17 protein-coding genes are annotated in these 19,719 nt (G+C 35.3%); 11 read left to right on the top strand and 6 right to left on the bottom strand.

Translation table 11 applies throughout. The features are described 5' to 3' along the window. Window positions 1-228: 228 nt before the first annotated feature. From J3U27_RS01155 to J3U27_RS01145, 3 genes are read left to right on the top strand one after another with little or no spacing between them, the layout of a single operon-like run. On the top strand, window positions 229-1,350 hold the full coding sequence (locus J3U27_RS01155) for a glycosyltransferase family 4 protein (RefSeq protein ID WP_267342415.1): 1,122 nt from the start codon (window positions 229-231) through the stop codon (window positions 1,348-1,350). Next, on the top strand, window positions 1,343-2,146 hold the full coding sequence (gene rfaP / locus J3U27_RS01150; protein ID WP_065734242.1) for a lipopolysaccharide core heptose(I) kinase RfaP: 804 nt from the start codon (window positions 1,343-1,345) through the stop codon (window positions 2,144-2,146). Before J3U27_RS01155 ends, rfaP begins: the two co-directional genes overlap by 8 nt. A gap of 15 nt (window positions 2,147-2,161) precedes the next feature. After that, the gene (locus J3U27_RS01145; RefSeq protein ID WP_267336743.1) at window positions 2,162-3,787 is read left to right on the top strand and encodes a DUF2813 domain-containing protein; all 1,626 of its coding nucleotides are present in this window, start codon (window positions 2,162-2,164) and stop codon (window positions 3,785-3,787) included. A gap of 61 nt (window positions 3,788-3,848) precedes the next feature. Here the strand turns inward: J3U27_RS01145 and ettA are convergent, their stop codons facing one another. Continuing rightward, window positions 3,849-5,516: an energy-dependent translational throttle protein EttA gene (gene ettA, locus J3U27_RS01140; RefSeq protein ID WP_065734240.1), complete on the bottom strand. Its 1,668-nt coding sequence runs from the start codon at window positions 5,514-5,516 to the stop codon at window positions 3,849-3,851. A gap of 225 nt (window positions 5,517-5,741) precedes the next feature. Here ettA and J3U27_RS01135 point away from each other — a divergent pair, with 225 nt between their 5' ends. Further along, entirely contained in the window at window positions 5,742-6,593 is an 852-nt protein-coding gene (locus tag J3U27_RS01135; protein WP_065734239.1) for a YcxB family protein, read from the top strand. Window positions 6,594-6,646: 53 nt separating this feature from the next. Here the strand turns inward: J3U27_RS01135 and nfsB are convergent, their stop codons facing one another. Then, window positions 6,647-7,291: an oxygen-insensitive NAD(P)H nitroreductase gene (nfsB, locus tag J3U27_RS01130; protein WP_267376606.1), complete on the bottom strand. Its 645-nt coding sequence runs from the start codon at window positions 7,289-7,291 to the stop codon at window positions 6,647-6,649. 456 nt (window positions 7,292-7,747) lie between these two features. Between nfsB and J3U27_RS01125 the strand changes: the two genes are divergently transcribed. The 7 genes from J3U27_RS01125 (at window position 7,748) to leuD (ending at window position 16,163) form a co-directional block, all read left to right on the top strand. Beyond that, the gene (locus J3U27_RS01125) at window positions 7,748-8,830 is read left to right on the top strand and encodes a Gfo/Idh/MocA family protein (protein WP_065734238.1); all 1,083 of its coding nucleotides are present in this window, start codon (window positions 7,748-7,750) and stop codon (window positions 8,828-8,830) included. A 10-nt stretch (window positions 8,831-8,840) separates the two neighbouring features. Next, window positions 8,841-9,728: a sugar phosphate isomerase/epimerase family protein gene (locus tag J3U27_RS01120; protein WP_065734237.1), complete on the top strand. Its 888-nt coding sequence runs from the start codon at window positions 8,841-8,843 to the stop codon at window positions 9,726-9,728. Window positions 9,729-9,744: 16 nt separating this feature from the next. Further along, window positions 9,745-11,052 carry an MFS transporter gene (locus tag J3U27_RS01115; protein ID WP_065734236.1) on the top strand — a complete coding sequence of 436 codons (1,308 nt, stop codon included), beginning with the start codon at window positions 9,745-9,747 and terminating at the stop codon, window positions 11,050-11,052. Window positions 11,053-11,386: 334 nt separating this feature from the next. Next, window positions 11,387-12,934 (top strand): 2-isopropylmalate synthase, encoded by a 1,548-nt coding sequence (gene leuA / locus J3U27_RS01110; protein ID WP_065734235.1) that lies wholly within the window; start codon window positions 11,387-11,389, stop codon window positions 12,932-12,934. Between the two features lie 61 nt (window positions 12,935-12,995). Beyond that, a complete protein-coding gene (gene leuB, locus J3U27_RS01105) occupies window positions 12,996-14,075 on the top strand; it encodes a 3-isopropylmalate dehydrogenase (RefSeq protein WP_267342423.1) in 1,080 nt (359 codons plus the stop codon). 64 nt (window positions 14,076-14,139) lie between these two features. Next, a complete protein-coding gene (gene leuC / locus J3U27_RS01100; RefSeq protein ID WP_267376603.1) occupies window positions 14,140-15,549 on the top strand; it encodes a 3-isopropylmalate dehydratase large subunit in 1,410 nt (469 codons plus the stop codon). Window positions 15,550-15,560: 11 nt separating this feature from the next. Beyond that, window positions 15,561-16,163 (top strand): 3-isopropylmalate dehydratase small subunit, encoded by a 603-nt coding sequence (gene leuD / locus J3U27_RS01095; RefSeq protein WP_267376600.1) that lies wholly within the window; start codon window positions 15,561-15,563, stop codon window positions 16,161-16,163. A 215-nt stretch (window positions 16,164-16,378) separates the two neighbouring features. On the opposite strand, the gene J3U27_RS01090 is transcribed toward leuD, so the two are convergent. From J3U27_RS01090 to lptC, 4 genes are read right to left on the bottom strand one after another with little or no spacing between them, the layout of a single operon-like run. Further along, window positions 16,379-17,794: an RNA polymerase factor sigma-54 gene (locus J3U27_RS01090; protein WP_416380524.1), complete on the bottom strand. Its 1,416-nt coding sequence runs from the start codon at window positions 17,792-17,794 to the stop codon at window positions 16,379-16,381. A 6-nt stretch (window positions 17,795-17,800) separates the two neighbouring features. Continuing rightward, window positions 17,801-18,526 (bottom strand): LPS export ABC transporter ATP-binding protein, encoded by a 726-nt coding sequence (gene lptB, locus J3U27_RS01085; protein ID WP_065562280.1) that lies wholly within the window; start codon window positions 18,524-18,526, stop codon window positions 17,801-17,803. Between the two features lies 1 nt (window position 18,527). Further along, the gene (gene lptA, locus J3U27_RS01080; protein WP_267330076.1) at window positions 18,528-19,082 is read right to left on the bottom strand and encodes a lipopolysaccharide transport periplasmic protein LptA; all 555 of its coding nucleotides are present in this window, start codon (window positions 19,080-19,082) and stop codon (window positions 18,528-18,530) included. 3 nt (window positions 19,083-19,085) lie between these two features. Then, window positions 19,086-19,652, bottom strand: a complete 567-nt coding sequence (lptC, locus tag J3U27_RS01075) for an LPS export ABC transporter periplasmic protein LptC (RefSeq protein WP_065562282.1) — start codon at window positions 19,650-19,652, stop codon at window positions 19,086-19,088. Window positions 19,653-19,719: the final 67 nt, after the last annotated feature.

Raw genomic sequence — 19,719 nt, 5'->3', positions numbered from 1 at the left:
AATCATTTATTTTTTAGTTCTTTTAATATTGTTAATAAGAAATGAAAAGATAATTATTTGCGATTCTAACCGTTAAAATCGCTTTTAGATTCTATTTAGTTTTTACTATTTCACTCTTAAATACTGGAATTTATAAATAGTCTTAACAATCCTTGTAGGCAAAATCAAGCTTTGCGCATCAATCAAGAGTGAGTATATAATATTCCTTTCTGACTTGAGGCAATCTAGATGCAACTAGCTTTTTGTATTTATAAATATTTCCCTTTTGGCGGGTTACAACGTGATTTCTTGCAAATTGCTACCGCTTGCCAAGCTCGTGGACATCAGATCCGTGTTTATGTATTGGACTGGCAAGGTGATAAACCAGCTGGGATTGATATTATTATCGTGCCCCAAAAAGGATTCTCTAACCATAGCCGCAATCAAGCCTATTACCATTGGGTGAAAGCTCACTTACAAGCTAACCCGGTAAACTGTGTGGTGGGTTTTAATAAAATGCCTGATTTGGATGTCTATTTTGCTGGAGATACTTGTTTTGCTGAAAAAGCCGCTCATAAAGGCTTTCTTTATAGATTATCGAAACGTTGCAAGCACTATTTAGCATTTGAAAAATCGGTATTTTCACCTAGTTCACAAACTAAAATCATGGTGCTAACTAAGCAACAAATTCAAGATTTTAAGAATCACTATCATACCCAAGATGAGCGATTTTTTTTATTACCGCCAGGGATTGCTTTAGATCGAAAATATTGTGCTGATAGCCCCAAAAAACGTGAACAATTTCGACAAGCTAATCAAATTAGCTTAGATGATTTTGTAATTGTGCAAATTGGGTCAGATTTTAAACGTAAGGGAGTTGACCGTTCTTTGAGAGCTATTGCAGCTTTACCCGATGCGCTTAGGCAGAAAGTTAGCTATCTGGTCGTAGGACAGGATAATCCTGAACCTTATCAGAAGTTAGCCGATGACTTAGGCATTAGTAAACAAGTGCGTTTTTTCTCCGGTCGTAATGATATTCCTGATTTTCTATTTTCAGCCGATCTCTTGTTGCATCCGGCAAGGCAAGAAGCCGCAGGCATGGTATTGATTGAAGCTTTAGCGGCTGGGGTACCGGTGATTGTGTCGGGTATTTCTGGGTATGCTTATCATATCAGCCAAGCTAATGCCGGCATTGTGCTGCCAGAACCTTATGATCAAAGCACATTGAATCAAGCGTTAGAACGGTCTATTAGTGATAAGGAGCAATGGGGTAATTGGCATAATCATGCGATTGCTTATGGTGATAGTGAAGATTTATATCATCTAGCACAACGCGCAGCAGACATTATTTTAGGATGTCGTTATGAATGAAATCAAACTAAAATCACCCTTTAAAGAGTTATGGTTAGGTAAAGATCCATTCACTGAAGTTGAATTAATTTCAGGTAAAGTTTATCGTGCGGTTAAACAAAGAAAAACCCTTAATTTTGAGTTGGATGGTGAATCTTATTTTATTAAAATTCATCGTGGCAGCACGGTTAAAGAGATTGTAAAAAACCTTATTTCTTTACGTTTGCCAGTTCTAGATGCTAAACAAGAGTGGGATGCAATTCATCGTTTAGAGCAAGTTGGTGTTAATACGATGGATGGGCGCGCTTTTGGGCGCAAGGGATTAAATCCGCTTACTCGGCATTCGTTTATTATTACTAAAGATCTTAATCCAACCATTAGTTTAGAGGATTTTACTCGACCATGGTTAGACAATCCACCTAGCTATCATTTAAAACGTTCGTTAACTATTTATTTAGCTAATATGACCGCTAAAATGCACGGCGCGGGTGTGAATCACCGTGATTGTTATTTGTGTCATTTTTTGTTGGATTTACCGTTATATGAAAATAGTGAAGAAATAAAACTTTCTGTAATTGATCTTCATCGAGCACAAACACGTGATAAAGTCCCGACGCGTTGGCGTGATAAAGATTTAATTGGACTTTACTTTTCATCAATTAATATTGGGCTAACTCAGCGAGATATTTGGCGTTTTTTAAGAAGCTATTTTAATAAACCCATTAAAGCCATTGTACGTGATGAGCATAAGTTAATTGATAGTGCTAAGCGTAAAGCTGAGCGCATTGCGAAACGAACTGAAAAGTACCAACTTTAACCATAAGGATATGTCATGTTTATTGAACAAATTGATATCAAAGGGTTTAGAGGAATTAAGCAACTTTCGTTAAAACTTAACGCTAAATCCAGCGTTTTAATTGGTGAAAATCAATGGGGGAAATCAAGTTTACTTAGTGCGTTAAAGTTGCTAACTCTAGATAATAAGTTTTATCAGTTTGTCGATTCAGATTTCTATTATGATAATGATAATGATGGTAATCATATCTCAATAAATGTTGTCTATTGTGAATCCTATCCAAATCAATTAAATGAACAAGCTTATCAACCTTTGCAAGCCGTTAGCTATAGCTCGCAGTTAGATAATTTATATCGAATTACTTACCAAATGAGTGCTCAAAAAAGTGGTGATAGTATTATCACTGAGCATCATTTGTTAAATGAGCACGGACAGTTGTTAAAATTAGATGATTCTAAGTTATTAATTGCTATTTTAATTAATTTGAATCCAGTGATGCCGCTTAAAAATTCGATTAATGCTAAAGATTTACCTGTTACTAATCAACCTTTATCACAACACTTTATTGACCAGCTTTCCGAACAGTTAAAAGCCCACTCAGAGCAATTGAGCCAAGCTGAACTTAATCGAGGATTACAAGCTGCTCGTTCATTATTAGAATACTATTTTGTTGATTATCAACAACGTTCTAATTATAAAAAAATGGCGCAAAAAAATAGTCCAAAAATAGAAGATTGGAATTCTCTTGAGCGCATCAATAATATTTTGGATGATTTGGATAATGATTATTTACGTACTGCCCTTTTAGGTATATTTGGTTCTATTGTTAATGCTAAGGGTGATAATCCACTATCACACAGTTCAGTGCCTATTTTAATTTTGGAAGAGCCAGAAAGTCAGCTACACCCAATTATTTTATCGGTTGGCTTTCGATTATTAAAAAATTTACCCGCTCAAAAAATTATTACCTCCAATTCAAGTGATTTGGTGTCGTTATTTCCTTTGGAGAGTATTTATCGATTAATCCGACTTCCAGATCAAATTGTCACTAAGTACATTTCACCTCATTCATTGAGTGTTGCCGATAGTCGACGCATTTTGTTCCATGTCCTTTATCGACGCCCTACAGCCCTATTTGCCCGTTGTTGGTTACTGGTTGAGGGTGAAACTGAAGTGTGGTTATTAAGAGAGCTCGCAGAACAAAGTGGTTATCACTTAAGTTCGGAAGGAATTCAATTGTTAGAATTTGCGCAATGTGGTTTAAAACCATTAATCCATTACGCAAATAAAATGGGCATTCGTTGGTACGTGATTACTGATGGCGATATGGCTGGAAAAAAATATGCCGAAACCGTGCAATCACAATGTGCTCCAGGTGAAAATCTAAACGATTATATTACTGTATTACCCGCGCGTGATATTGAAAACTTTTTATTCAAACATGGCTTTAGTCATGTTTATAAATTAGCTGCTTATAATACGGTTGCTCATATTGATATGTCGGTACCCAAGATTATTCAAAAAGCGATCCACAAAAGTTCAAAACCAGACTTGGCTATTGCGGTGTGTGATGATGCTAAAGCTCGAGGCATTACAGCAATTCCAAGATTGTTAACCGATACTTTTGCTAAGTTGGTTAAGACATCTAAATCCTTGCTTTAAATTTTTATTGATTAGAGATTGATAAATCCGCCGATAACTTTCGGCGGAATAATTTATGAAGTTATTTTGTAATTCGTTTATATTTGGCTCGTTTAGGTTCAAGTGCCTCCGCGCCTAAAGTCCGTTTTTTCCACTCTTCATATTCGGTAAAGTTACCTTCAAAGAACTCAACATGCCCTTCGTCTTGGTAATCGAGAATATGAGTTGCAATGCGGTCTAAGAACCAACGGTCATGCGAAATGACTAATGCACAGCCCGGAAACTCTAATAACGCATTTTCAAGCGCTCGCAGTGTTTCAACATCAAGGTCATTGGTTGGCTCATCGAGTAATAGTACATTACCACCAACTTGAAGTAATTTAGCTAAATGCACCCGACCACGTTCACCACCAGACAATTCACCAACTCGTTTTTGTTGATCCACACCTTTAAAATTAAAGCGACCAACATAAGCACGGCTTGGGATTTCGAAGTTACCAATACGCATGATATCTTGCCCATTTGAAATTTCATCCCAAACAGTCTTATTATCATCCATACTGTCACGGAATTGATCGACAGAGGCAAGTTGTACGGTATCACCTAATGTGATAGTTCCTGAATCTGGTTGTTCTTTACCTGATAGCATTCTAAATAGCGTCGATTTACCCGCTCCATTTGGACCAATGATCCCAACTATCGCCCCTTTAGGAATACTAAAAGAAAGATTATCGATTAATACTCGATCGCCATATGATTTAGTTAAATTAGCGACTTCAATGACTTTATCACCTAAACGTTGCCCAGGCGGAATAAAGAGTTCGTTAGTTTCATTACGTTTTTGGTAATCATTGTTATTTAATTCTTCAAAACGCGCTAAACGAGCCTTGCTTTTTGCTTGGCGACCTTTTGGATTTTGACGCACCCATTCAAGCTCTTTTTCAATCGATTTACGGCGAGCTGATTCGGTTGCCGCTTCTTGCGCTAATCGCTGATCTTTCTGTTCAAGCCAAGATGAATAATTACCTTCCCATGGAATACCTTCACCACGGTCTAGCTCTAAAATCCAACCAGCAACATTGTCTAAGAAATAACGGTCATGGGTTACGGCGACCACCGTGCCTTCATAGTCATGTAAAAAGCGTTCTAACCATGCGACAGATTCAGCATCTAAATGGTTAGTCGGTTCGTCAATTAATAACATGTCTGGTTTTTCCAGCAATAACTGACAAATCGCCACTCGACGGCGTTCACCACCTGATAAATTTTCGATTTTTGCATCCCAATCAGGCAAGCGTAGCGCATCGGCAGCTCGTTCTAATTGATTATCCAGATTATGCGCATCTTGCGATTGTATAATGGCTTCAAGTTCGGCTTGTTCTTTGGCTAATTTGTCAAAATCAGCATCTGGATCAGCATAAGCCGCATAAACTTCATCTAAACGAGCCAATGCTTTTTTGGCATCACCAACGGCTTGTTCAATTGCTTCACGTACAGTTTGTTTAGGATCAAGTTTAGGTTCTTGCGGTAAATAACCTATTTTTATGTCCGGCTGTGGACGAGCTTCACCTTCAATTTCGGTATCCACTCCAGCCATAATTCGTAGTAATGTCGATTTACCTGCCCCATTTAAGCCAAGAACACCAATTTTGGCACCGGGGAAAAAACTTAATGAGATATCTTTTAAAATATAACGTTTAGGAGGAACAATCTTCCCAACACGATTCATGGTATAAACATATTGCGCCATAAAACATCATCCGTTTGTTAAATTAATCATAGCCAAGTTAATTTTACTTGCTATAAAAGTCATGCCGTATATTGTAACGATTCTGTCAATGGGGTCTAGGGTTATTTGTCGAATTGATTAGATTTATTCACTGTCGGTTTTGTTTTTTAAATACAATTTACTCAGTTTTATATATAATCAATTAAATTGACAGTATTAGTGATAAAGACCATTTTAGGAGCAAGGATGAGTAATATCACCGTTAATTGCCACATTGATCGACAATATTTAGTCGATACTTATTACGCACTGCTAGATTGTTTAGATAATGATTTTGCAGAACAATTAGATGATTCGATTGCTGATAATATGCGTAATTTTACCTTCACCTTCGATAATGAAAAAATAGTACAGCTAAATAGAGATAAAAACGAAGTCAGTACTTTCTATTACTCTGATTTGTATCAAATAAAAGAAACCACAACTGGATTATTTTTTTTTAGTAATAAGATTATTTTTGAATTTGTTCGTTATGATCTTTTTCAACCGGATGAGTTACTGCTGCTAAAAGATTATCTGGCTCCTTATTTAAACAAAAACCAACAACCCGAAATAGCAACGGTAAATTATCAATTTGACTATCAAAAAGTATATGCTTTTATTTGTTATCAATTTCGAAATTCAAGAAAAAGGATGTTTATTTTATCTACTATCCTTTTATTTTTGAGTTTGTTGCTATTTCCAAAAAATCCTACTTTATCAGTACTAATTTTCATACTGCCTATTTTATTACTTACCTTATTTTTGGCTAATTTTAAAAAACAATCAAAAAAGCAGGTTTTAACATTGAATGAACGCTTTGGCAGTATGACCTGTATTTTTTATGATGATCATCTAACATTCAATTACAAAAAAACAGTTGGATCTTTTAATATTAACTATGCTGAATTTCATAAAATAGATAAAACTTCAAAAGGTTATGTGTTTTTCATACAAGAGAGTTCGGGGTATTACTTTTTTTATAACGAGTTTAGTTTAGAACAACAACAAGCGCTGGAAGAGAAACTGAAACACTATAAAAATTATTCAGTGAAATAAAAACATACCTTTTTTACTCATCCCACCTAATACGAGGTGGGATGTTAATCAGATTATAAAAAGGTGAAGATTTGATCTTTCGGCAAACGTGATTTTGGACGATGCGCATTACCATCATCTTGAGCACGATAACCTAACGTTGCAACCACAACGCTTTTCAATCCTTTGCTTTTAAGATCTAAAATTTCATCCATTTTAGCAGAATCGTAACCCTCTATTGCGGTAGAATCAACACCAATTGCCGCAGCAGCAAAAAGCAATTGCCCTAATGCAATATAGGCTTGTTTACCTTCCCAGCACTGTTGTGATTCAGGTGTTTTGCTATTTAAATTTACAAAATAACGTCGTCCCTGATCTTGAGACGCCTTTAATTCCGCCGAAGGCAAACGGCCGTCTTTCTCTTCTTGATTAAGGAGATTAACTAAATGGGCTTCATCCAACGGAGTTTTAATACAAAAAACAATAGTATGTGATGAGCCGGTGACACGTGGTTGATTAAAATCAGCTATTGCCGGCAAAATTTTATTTTTGGCCGCTTCATTATCAATAACATAAAAATGCCACGGTTGAGAGTTGACCGATGACGGACTGTTTCTTAAAACAGTTAATAACTGCTCAATCTTATCTTGGGGAATCTTTTTCGTTTTGTCATAATGTTTGGTGGTATAACGTTTTTGTGAAATTTCGACAATATTCATAATGGCTCCAATAATTGATAATTAATTCTGAAATAGCGTTACTTGTGTAAAACTATTTTTTAGAGCAAAAAATGATACATAAATAATGAACATTCTTATTTTTGAAATGATTATTTTGAATCTATTGAAAAGTACTTATCAGGCACCTTATCGCTTATGCCCTTAAACTCCTACCATTTTGCATACTATTAAACTATTTTTCAATTTATTTCTTGGCGTTCATGTTTGATGAACCATTAATAATCAGTGATGGATATAGAAATTGATTTACTTTCAAAAAAATATAATCCTTTGGTTATGCCGAGTTAATCCTTAATTTGATAAATAGAAAATAATTTTTCCAAAAATGTGACCGGTATCAAATAATTTATTATTCGATTAATCTTATAATTGAAAAAAATTGATTCATTTTTTTTGAATCAATAAGTTACCAGTAACATTGGAGGATTTTGTTGAATGGAAAATTTAAAAACAGCTATTGTTGGTTGTGGAAAAGTAGGACATTTTCACGCAAAAGCATTAATGAATTTAAAACAATCTAATTTTATTGCTGTTTGTGATCAGAACTTATCACGAGCTCAAGAATTTGCTAAACAGTATGGTGTTAAAGCCTATGATAATGTTGAGCAAATGATTTTAAATGAAGGGATTGAGATGTTGAGTATTTGTACTCCTCACCCTATCCATGCATCGGTCGCCATAACTGCAACAAGTTTAGGATGCCATATTCTTGTCGAAAAACCTTTAGCATCAAATTTGGCCGATTCTCATGCAATATTATCTGCTGCCAAAAACGGAAAAGCTAAAGTCGGAACCGTATGTCAACGTCGTTTTTATAGACCATGTTTAAGAATAAAAAAAGCAATTGATGAAGGAAAAATCGGAAAACCAATCATCGGAACAGTAACAATGTTAGGTTGGCGTGATAAAGCTTACTACGAAAGTGATCCTTGGAGAGGAACATGGAAAGGTGAAGGTGGAGGCGTTTTAGTCAATCAAGCTCCTCATCAACTGGATTTACTTTTATGGTACATGGGTGAAGTAGAAGAAGTTTATGGATTATGGAGTAACTTAAATCATCCTTATATCGAAGTCGAAGATACAGCCGTTGCAATTATTAAATTCAAAAATGGTGGTATAGGTAATGTGTTAGTAAGTAATTCTCAAAATCCTGCGCTATATGGAAAAGTACATATCCATGGTGAAAATGGAGCTTCTATTGGCGTACAAACTGATGGAGGTGCAATGTTTATTGCTGGTGTATCTTCAATTACTGAGCCCCCATATAATGATTTATGGACAATTCAAGGTGAGGAAGATCTGTTACAAACATGGAAAAAAGAAGATTGTGATTTTTTTAATAGTGTTGATTCCATGTACTATTATCATCAACTTCAAATTGAAGATTTTCTCAATTCAATAATAAACGATACACCTCCTTTAATTGATGGGCTTGCTGGTTTAAAAACTGTTGAGTTGATTGAAGCAATTTATCGAAGTACACAAAGCAATAAAGTTGTGAAGTTTCCTTTAGATTAGGAGTGCTATCGTGAAAATTGGATACAATCAATCAAATGCAATGAAGTGCTCTAGTGTAGATAAAGATTTAGTCTTGTGTGAAAAAAATGGCTTTGATTTTATCGAACTAAGGTTAGATATGCTTCATGAATATCTAAAAGATCATGATATAAATGAATTAAAGCAATTTTTTGAAAAAAATAACTTAAAACCTCATGCATTAAATGCACTTTATACATTTTCAACATTATTTGATGGTTCTCAAAGCCAACAGGAGCAAGATTTAGTAGCAGAATTTATCTGGGGATGCGAAATAGCGCAAATAATTGGATCTGAATATTTTATTATTGTTCCCCCTTTACAAAGAAATCCCGATGGCGGGCCATTTATTGGTTCATGGGAAGATAATTATAAAAATTCAGTACGAATCCTATCCCACTTATCAAATTTAGCTAAGCCCTATGGCATTAAACTTTGCTTTGAATTGGTTGGTTTTAATCGCAGCTCTGTTAGAACTGTTGAACAAGCCTGGCAAATAGTAAAAGCAGTAGATAAAGATAATGTTGGGTTAGTTATTGATTCTTTTAATCTTTATCTATACAACCGTTTGAACGACTTTTCAATAATAAAACAAATTCCTGTTAATAAAATTTTTGCTGTGCATATAAATAATGGTGACGACGCACCTGAAGAACAGTTATCTCAAGCATTACGTCGTTTTTGCGATAAAGGAGTACTCGATTTAAATAATTTTCTAATCACATTAAAAGATATGGGATACACAGGAATGGTTTCGATTGAAACATTTCGGCCTGAATATTGGGAAAAGACGCCTGAATGGATAATCTCCCAAGCATATCAAACAACTCATAAAATCATGAGTGATTGTAACTGTTTAACTAATGGACGTTATGTATAACTAACAAGGAAATAACATGAAAGCAACAAAATCTCGATATTTTGTATTGGTGTTACTTTTTATTGTAACAGCAATCAATTATATGGATAGAGCAAATTTATCTGTAGCCGGCACAAGTATTCAAGCTGATTTTTCATTAACTCCAACACAACTTGGTCTTCTTTTTTCAATGTTTACTTGGGCATATGTTTTAAGTCAAATACCAGTTGGCTATATACTTGATCGCATTGGAGTACGAAAATTATACGGATGTGCAATTGTTTTATGGAGTATATTCACTCTACTTATGGGAATTGCTTCAAATCATTTATTTACCACAGCAACAGCATCATTCATTTTTTTACTGTTATGCAGAGCGTTAATAGGTGTAGCTGAAGCACCATCTTTTCCAGCTAATACTAAAATAATATCAACTTGGTTTCCTACCCAAGAAAGAGCTAGTGCTACTGCACTTTATGCTTGTGCGCAATACATTGGCCTTGCGGGATTGACACCAATTTTAGCTTTCGTTGTGGCTAATTATGGTTGGGAAATGTCATTTTACGTTTGTGGTATTGTAGGTATCATCTTCGGTATTTATTGGTTAATCCGTTATCGTGATCCTCTAGATAGTAAAAATACTAATCAACTTGAAATTGATTATATAAAACAAGGAGGTGGTCTAGGACAAGCCCAAAAACGCCAAGAAAAAGTTGAATGGAAAGAAATTAGTTATGTGTTAAAGCAACGTAATTTTTTAGGCTTATGTATCGCTCAATTTGCCTTAAATTCAACCCTTTATTTCTTTCTTACTTGGTTTATTGTTTACCTAGAAAAAGGGTTACATTTATCTATATCTAAAGCTGGTATTGGGGCAATGTTCCCTTATATTATGGCGATGGTTGGATTATTATGCAGTGGATTTGTAAGTGATGCATTAATGAAAAAAGGCAAAAGTAGAACTTTTTCACGAAAATTACCATCAATTTTAGGGTTAGGTTTTGCTGGGGTTATGTGTTTAGCTAACTTTTTTGAAGATTATCCAGCTATTGCCATTGGTTTATTATCATTTGCTTTTTTTGCAAATGCTTTTGCAAATATCGGTTGGGTTTTACTAAGTGATATTGTACCAGCAAAAGTAATGGGTACAGTTGGAGGATTTTTCAATATTGCTGGTAACTGTGCGGGTATAATTACTCCAATTATCATGGGGTTAATTCTCGAATACACTAATAGTTTTGCTTATGCAATGTGTTATATCTCTGCTGTTTCTTTAATTGGGGCTCTTGCACACATTTTCATTATTAAAAAATTAGAAACAATAGAAATTCCTGAAGGAATCTAACGATAATTTAATTTTATTATGGTGATATTTGTTGCTGATATTTATTGTAATGAGTAATTAATATTCAAATAATCATTGACACAACAATGATCATTTGATAAAAATATCACCAATATTTTATAAATAATATAACAATTGAGAAGTTAATGATTAAATTTACTAGCCTCCTACTCAGCCTCCTCCTCGCATCAGTTTGCGCGGATAGCTTGTGTGTGGAGTAAAAGTGATTTAATACTTAACTCGATAGATTAACAAGAACCCGCGCTAAAGTGCGGGTTTTTTGTTTTCTTAACTTGAAATACCGAGATAGCACCAAAATATAAAGGAAATAACAATGAGCGATCAGATTATTATTTTTGACACAACATTACGTGATGGTGAGCAAGCGTTACAAGCAAGTTTAAGTGTTAAAGAAAAATTACAAATAGCTTTAGCATTAGAAAGAATGCGGGTTGATGTGATGGAAGTTGGTTTTCCTATCTCATCGCCTGGTGATTTTGAATCAGTACAAACTATCGCTAAAACCATTAAGAATAGTCGTGTATGTGCGTTGTCTCGTTGTATTGACAAAGATATTGATGTTGCAGCTGAAGCGCTAAAAGTAGCCGATCAATTTCGTATTCATACCTTTATGGCGACATCAACCTTACATGTTAAAGATAAATTAAAAATGACATTTGAAGATGTCGTTGAACGAGCGGTGCACTGTGTTAAACGTGCACGTAATTATACAGATGATGTGGAGTTTTCTTGTGAAGATGCAGGCCGTACCCCAATTGATAACTTATGTCGGATTGTTGAAGCAGCAATTCAAGCAGGGGCAACAACGATCAATATTCCGGATACTGTCGGTTATACTGTCCCTTATCAATTTGGTGGCATTATTCGTACCTTATTTGAACGTGTCCCGAACATTGATAAAGCGATTATCTCTGTTCATTGTCATGATGACTTGGGCATGTCGGTGGCTAACTCGATTAGCGCGATTCAGGAAGGTGCTCGGCAGATTGAAGGCGCGATGAATGGTTTAGGTGAACGAGCCGGTAATACTGCTTTAGAAGAAGTGATTATGGCGATCAAAGTTCGTCAAAATATCTTAAACGTTCACACTAATATCAATCATCAAGAAATCTACCGTACCAGCCAAATTGTAAGCCAAATTACTAATACACCAATACCGTCTAACAAGGCGGTTATTGGTAGCAATGCTTTTGCCCACTCTTCAGGAATACATCAAGATGGTGTATTAAAAAACCGCGAAACTTATGAAATCATGACACCAGAGTCGATCGGTTTAAATCAAATCCAATTAAATTTAACTTCACGCTCTGGTCGAGCAGCTGTTAAACATCGCCTAGAAGAATTGGGTTACCACGATAACGATTATAATTTAGATCAAGTTTATGAAGCTTTTTTAGAGCTTGCTGATAAAAAAGGCCAAGTTTTTGATTATGATTTAGAAGCTTTGATATTTATTAATCAACTTAAAGATGATCAAGAGCATTATGTTTTAGATTATTTTAATGTTCAATCAGGCTCTACTGTCGTTTCAACTGCGTCAGTAAGTTTGATTATTGGCGATCAAAAATATTCAGATGCGGCAACAGGTAATGGTCCAGTTGATGCAGTTTATCAAGCAATAAATCGTATTACCGGTGAACCAATTACCATTGTAAAATATCAATTAGCTTCTAAAGGTCAAGGTGAAAATGCCTTAGGTCAAGTTGATATCGTTGCCGAATATAAAGGACGCAAATTCCACGGTGTTGGGCTTGCGACTGATATTGTTCATTCATCCGCATTAGCATTAATTAATGTTTTAAATAATGTTTATAGAGCTAATCAAGTTGCTGAGCAAAAACAAAAATTGCACCACGATTAAATAATAGATGCGATTTCGTTATTTATTGACGAAATGCTTAAATTAATTATAAGGAATAGATATGTCTCAAAATTACCATATTGCAGTATTACCTGGCGACGGTATTGGTCCAGAAGTGATGAAACAGGCTTATAAAGTGCTTGAAGTCATTCGTCAAAAATATAACCTTGCAATTACGACTAGTGAATATGATGTCGGTGGTGCAGCAATTGATATTCATGGTTGTCCATTACCTAAAGAAACACTAGAAGGTTGTGAAAAAGCCGATGCTATTTTGTTTGGCTCAGTTGGTGGTCCAAAATGGACAAACTTACCGCCAGATCAACAACCTGAACGCGGAGCTTTATTACCATTACGAAAACATTTTAAATTATTTGCGAATATGCGCCCTGCTAGTTTATATCAAGGTTTAGAAGAATTATGTCCTTTACGCGAAGATATTGCTAAGCGTGGTTTTGATATTTTATGTATGCGTGAGCTAACTGGTGGTATCTATTTTGGTTTACCTAAAGGTCGTGAAGGTTCTGGCCCTCAAGAACGTGCTTTTGATACTGAAGTTTATCACCGCTTTGAAATTGAGCGTATAGCTAAAATGGCATTTGAAGCTGCAATAATTCGTCGTAAAAAAGTCACTTCTGTTGATAAAGCTAATGTATTACAAACATCAATATTGTGGCGTGAAGTTGTAAACGAAGTTGCTAAACAATATCCAGATGTCGCACTTGAACATATGTATATCGATAATGCAACCATGCAACTTGTTAAAGATCCTTCTCAATTTGATGTATTATTATGTTCTAATTTATTTGGTGATATTCTATCTGATGAGTGCGCTATGATTACCGGTTCAATGGGAATGCTACCGTCTGCTAGCTTGAATGAAGATGGATTTGGATTATATGAACCAGCTGGCGGTAGTGCACCAGATATTGCTGGTAAAAATATTGCTAATCCAGCGGCACAAATTTTATCTTTAGCATTATTAGTGCGTTATAGTTTAAAACGTGATGATATCGCCAAAGCTATTGAAAATGCAGTTAATAAAGCTTTAGAACAAGGGACCCGCACTATCGATCTTGCTCGTGGTGGTAGTTATGTTTCAACCGATGAAATGGGTGATACCATTTGTCGTTTAATTTAATTTTTAGACTAAGGGTTAAGCTATCATATTAACCCTTTTAAAGAATATTAAAGGAATATAAGCAATGTCTACAAAACCAAAAACATTGTATCAAAAATTATATGATGCACATGTTGTCTATGAAGCACCGAATGAGACCCCTATTTTGTATATCGATCGCCATTTGGTTCATGAAGTAACCTCTCCTCAAGCCTTTGATGGCTTACGAGCGATGAATCGTAAAGTCCGCCAACCACATAAAACATTTGCTACGATGGATCACAATACTTCAACGAAAAGCAATGAGTTAAGTGCTTGTAGCGAGATGGCTAGAATCCAATTAACTGAATTAGCTAAGAATGCTGAAGAATTTGGCGTATCTTTATATGGTTTACAAAGTCCATTACGAGGTATCGTTCATGTTGTTGGACCTGAACAAGGCATGACATTGCCTGGTATGACCATTGTGTGTGGTGACTCACATACTGCAACGCATGGTGCTTTTGGTGCATTAGCTTTTGGTATTGGGACATCAGAAGTTGAACATGTTTTAGCTACCCAAACCTTAAAACAAGGTCGGGCTAAAACCATGAAAATTGAAGTAAAAGGCAAAGTAGCCAGTGGCATAACTGCTAAAGATATTATTTTAGCCATCATTGGCAAAACAACGAGCGCTGGTGGTACTGGCCATGTAGTTGAATTTTGCGGGGAAGCAATTACATCTTTGTCAATGGAAGGTCGAATGACATTATGTAACATGGCGATTGAAATGGGTGCCAAAGCTGGACTAGTTGCACCGGATGAAATCACATTTGAATATTTGAAAGGTCGACAATTTTCGCCTAAAGGGGCAGATTTTGAGCAAGCAGTCGCTTATTGGAAAACCTTAAAAACAGATGAAGGTGCACATTTCGATACGATTGTAACTTTGGAAGCTAAAGATATTGCTCCACAAGTAACTTGGGGAACTAACCCTGGTCAAGTCACTGCTATTGATAAGCAAGTTCCAAATCCACAAGATTTTTCTGATCCGATTGAAAAACAGTCTGCTGAACGTGCGTTAGCTTATATGGGTTTAACTGCCGGTACTAAGATGTCTGATATTAAGATCAATAAAGTGTTTATTGGCTCTTGCACGAATTCTCGTATCGAAGATCTTCGTGCTGCGGCAGAAGTCGCCAAAGGACGTAAAGTAGCTGATGGCGTTCAAGCTTTGGTTGTTCCAGGTTCTGGGCCTGTACGTGAACAAGCGGAAGCTGAAGGATTAGACAAAATTTTCATCGATGCAGGTTTTGAATGGCGTTTACCAGGATGTTCAATGTGTTTAGCGATGAATGATGATAAGTTAGCTCCTGGCGATCGCTGTGCATCAACCAGTAATCGTAATTTCGAAGGACGACAAGGACGTGATGCCAGAACACATTTAGTTAGCCCTGCAATGGCTGCTGCTGCTGCCATTACTGGTCATTTTACTGATATTCGCAAACCATTTTAAGGAGACTTGTCATGGCGAAATTTACAAAACATACTGGATTAGTCGTTCCTTTAGATGCTGCAAATGTGGATACTGATGCCATTATTCCTAAACAATTCTTACAGAAAGTTACTCGTACAGGATTTGGACAACATGCATTTCATGAATGGCGATTTTTAGATGATGCCGGTAAACAACCAAACCCTGAATTTGTGTTAAATAAACCTCGTTATAAGGGTGCGAGTATTTTATTAGCTCGTGAAAACTTTGGCTGTGGATCTTCTCGTGAACACGCTCCATGGGCATTAACAGATTATGGTTTTAAAACTATTATAGGATCGAGTTTTGCCGATATTTTTTATAATAACTCGTTCAATAATCAACTATTGTTAGTGAATCTACCTGAAGAAGATGTTGATGAGCTTTTCAAGATTGTAGAAGCCAACGAAGGAATTGAGTTTACTATTGATTTGGTTGACGAAGTTGTCATTGCTGGAGATAAACAATATCCTTTTAAAATTGATGCTTTTAAACGCCATTGTTTGTTAAATGGACTAGATAATATCGGTTTAACACTTCAACATGAAGATGCAATCAGTGCCTTTGAACATAAGATTCCAACATTTTTAGCTTAAAATCTTTATGAAAATATCATCGCTTATTGTTGTTTAAGCGATGATATCTCACTACTTCTTAAATGAACTTTCAACTACACTTCATATAAATAACTAACCAAAGCTATACTTGTAATCACTGAGTTTTATATTAATCAATTCAATTAGATAAATGGTTTATTGCTTATCGGTTAAGTTATCACTTAAGGTGTGATGACTAAATATTAAGAATTAAGTTAAAGTTGTTTTCGATGGCTTGATGGAGGTATTGATAACGCTTCACGATATTTGGCCACTGTGCGGCGAGCAATTATGATACCTTGATTTTCAAGGAGTGAGACTAATTTACTATCACTCAGAGGTTTTTTAGAATCTTCATCTGAAATATATTTTTTAATTAATGCCCGAATTGCTGTGGAAGAAGCTTCCCCACCGGATTGAGTGTTAACATGACTTGAGAAAAAGAATTTTAACTCAAAAATACCGGTTGGGCATTGTAAATATTTTTGCGTTGTCACTCGTGAAATAGTCGATTCATGCATATCTATAGCTTCAGCAACATCAGATAAAATCATTGGCTTCATATATTCAGCGCCATTTTCAAAAAAGTCTTGTTGATGCTCAACAATAAATTGACTAACTTTTAATAACGTCTCGTTACGATTCTCGACACTTTTTATAAACCAATTAGCGTCTTGTAAATGTGAGCGAATATATTGGCTGTCATGTTCATTGCTGACTTTTTCCATCGCAGCATAGTGTTGATTAATACGTAGCGTTGGAACAGTATCATTATTTAATTCTGCTATCCATTTACCATCAATTTTTTTCACGACAACGTCCGGAATAACATAATCAGGTGGCGTGGTATTAACAGAATCCCCCGGATAAGGCTGTAAATGTTGAATAAAGTTAATAGCTTCTTTTAGTTGCTCATCAGAAGCATTTAATCGTTTTTTCAGTGTCCGGTAATCATGACTTGCTAATAAATCTAAATAGTCATTGATGATCTCTTTTACTAACGCCGGTGGTGTTACATGTTGGATTTGAATAGATAAACATTCTTGTAATGTTCTTGCTCCAACCCCGATGGGATCAAAATGCCAAATTCGCTTTAATACAGCTTCAACCTCGTCGAGTTCAATTTCATTATTACCTTGTTCCTCTAAAATTTCTTCAGTTGAAACAGTCAGGTAACCTCTTTCGTCTATTGCTTCAATAATGGATAGCGCAATTGCACGATCTACCTCACTAAAAGGCGTTAAATCTAATTGCCAATTTAAATAATCATGCAAGGTTTCGTGTGTTTCACCTTGATAGATAGGTAACTCATCATTACGATAATCTGAATAGGTTCCTGATGGTGTGCCTGCAGTATAGATATCATCTAAAGTTGCATCTAAAGGAATATCCTCTGGGATTTCTTGACTATCGAGTGCTTCACGAGTATCAATATTTTCGCTAGGCTCATGCTCTTCAACATTGATCTCATCGTATTGATCAGCAACCTCTAATAGTGGATTGTTTTCAAGTGCGGTTTGAATTTCTTGTCGTAATTCTAATGTAGACAATTGCAACATTCGAATCGCCAGTTGCAATTGTGGCGTCATTGACAACTGTTGCGATACCTTCAGTTGTAACCCTTGTTTCATCATAATCTATAATCTGAATTCATGTCCTAAGTAAACACGTTTTACATATTCATTATTTAATATGCTATCTGGCGTACCTTCAGCAATTAAATGTCCCTTATTTACTATATAGGCACGTTCACAAACATCAAGCGTTTCACGGACATTATGATCTGTAATTAATACTCCTAACCCACGATCTCGTAGATGTTTAATGATATTTTTGATATCAATAACAGAAATCGGATCAACCCCAGCGAATGGTTCATCAAGTAAAATAAATTTTGGATTAGCAGCTAAAGCTCGAGCAATTTCAACTCTTCGTCTTTCACCGCCTGACAAAGATTGGCCTATATTGTCTCGAATATGTGTGATATGAAATTCTTCAAGTAACTCTTCTGCTCGATTTAATTTTTCATTTTTGTCAATATCTTGGCGTGTTTCTAAAATAGCCATAATATTGTCTATAACAGATAATTTTCTAAATATTGAGGCTTCTTGAGGTAGATAACCAATACCTTTTTGAGCACGCTCATGTAATGGTAAAATACTGATATCATGATCATCAAGATAGATTCTTCCTGCATTTAAAGTCACAATGCCAACTACCATATAAAAAGTAGTAGTTTTACCCGCACCGTTAGGACCAAGTAAACCAACAATTTCACCAGAATTGACGGTGAGACTTACATCTTCAACAACACGTCGTTTTTTATAAACTTTTGCGAGGTTTTCAGCTTTTAAAATTGACATTTTATTTATTCATCTCTTTAACTTGACTTGGGATGATAGTAGATTTCACCCGTCCTGAATTACCCGGCTGCGCAAGTATTCGTTGTTTTTTGACATCATAAGTAATGATCGGACTTTTTATACGGTTATCTTGCTGAATAAGCTCCGCATCACCTTGTAGTACAATATTACTTTCTTTCACATCATAAATAACTTGTGATGAATGACCTGTTACAACTTTATTATTTTTAGGCATAATTTGCTTATATCTTACAGGGTTACCATATCCAGTAATTTTTTGTTTGGTAGAGTCTTGCATATCGGTTATAACAACCTTATCAGCCCAAATGGTAAGACCTTCCTGAACAATCTGTACATTACCACTAAAGGTAATAATATTTTTTTCAATATCGATTTGTTGGTTATCTGCATCAATTGTAATAGGTTTATCATTAACAACCATCTTTTGATCTTTTTGAGGGGAAGACGCTTCAAAATTAGGCTCATTTGCAAAACAAGCAAATGATACATATAACATAAAAAATAATGGATAAATTGCTTGTTTTCTCAATCTCATTTTTTATTGTGCCTCAGTATTATAATAGGTTTTTATATTCTCAAGTATATTTGCCGTCTTTTCTCTTAAATCGCCGACTAACCCTGTCCCCGTCGATAAAAAGCCAATCCCTTTTATTTTTACAGGATCATTTGATGTGACAAGTTGTGTTTTTAAATCGACCACTGCGTTATCTGTCAATACTTGCTGTAATTGTGAATCAGGTGATAAATTTGTTAATTGTACATCTTGATAAAGGTAGATTAATTTATCATTAGTCAATGTTGCACGTTTTGCTTGAATATGCCAAGTCGCGGCATGTTCCTGATCGTAAAGCGTGACATTAGGTAAATCAAAATCTGTATTTTCATTGCTATCAAAATGTTTTACTTTGCTTGATGCAATTTTATATACCATAGTGCCTGATAAATCATAGACATTGGTTATCATCTCATCACTTTGATAAATGGGTGTATCAGGCGAATTTGCGTTTGATGGTGCGACCGAAACACTATCTTCTGTTTGGTAAACAGAATAAATACCAATTATCAGAATAAGGAGTAGGATACAGATTAAATTTTTTTTATTCATAGTTTACGTTAATTATGTAAATAAAGTTAATCACTAATAAAAGTAGACCTTTATTACAAATCACCCA

Source organism: Gilliamella sp. B2911 (genome assembly GCF_026536965.1).
GTDB classification, from domain to species: domain Bacteria; phylum Pseudomonadota; class Gammaproteobacteria; order Enterobacterales; family Orbaceae; genus Gilliamella; species Gilliamella apicola_E.
The sequence above is the reverse complement of the archived record's forward strand: the minus strand, read 5'-3'. Positions and strand labels throughout refer to the sequence as shown.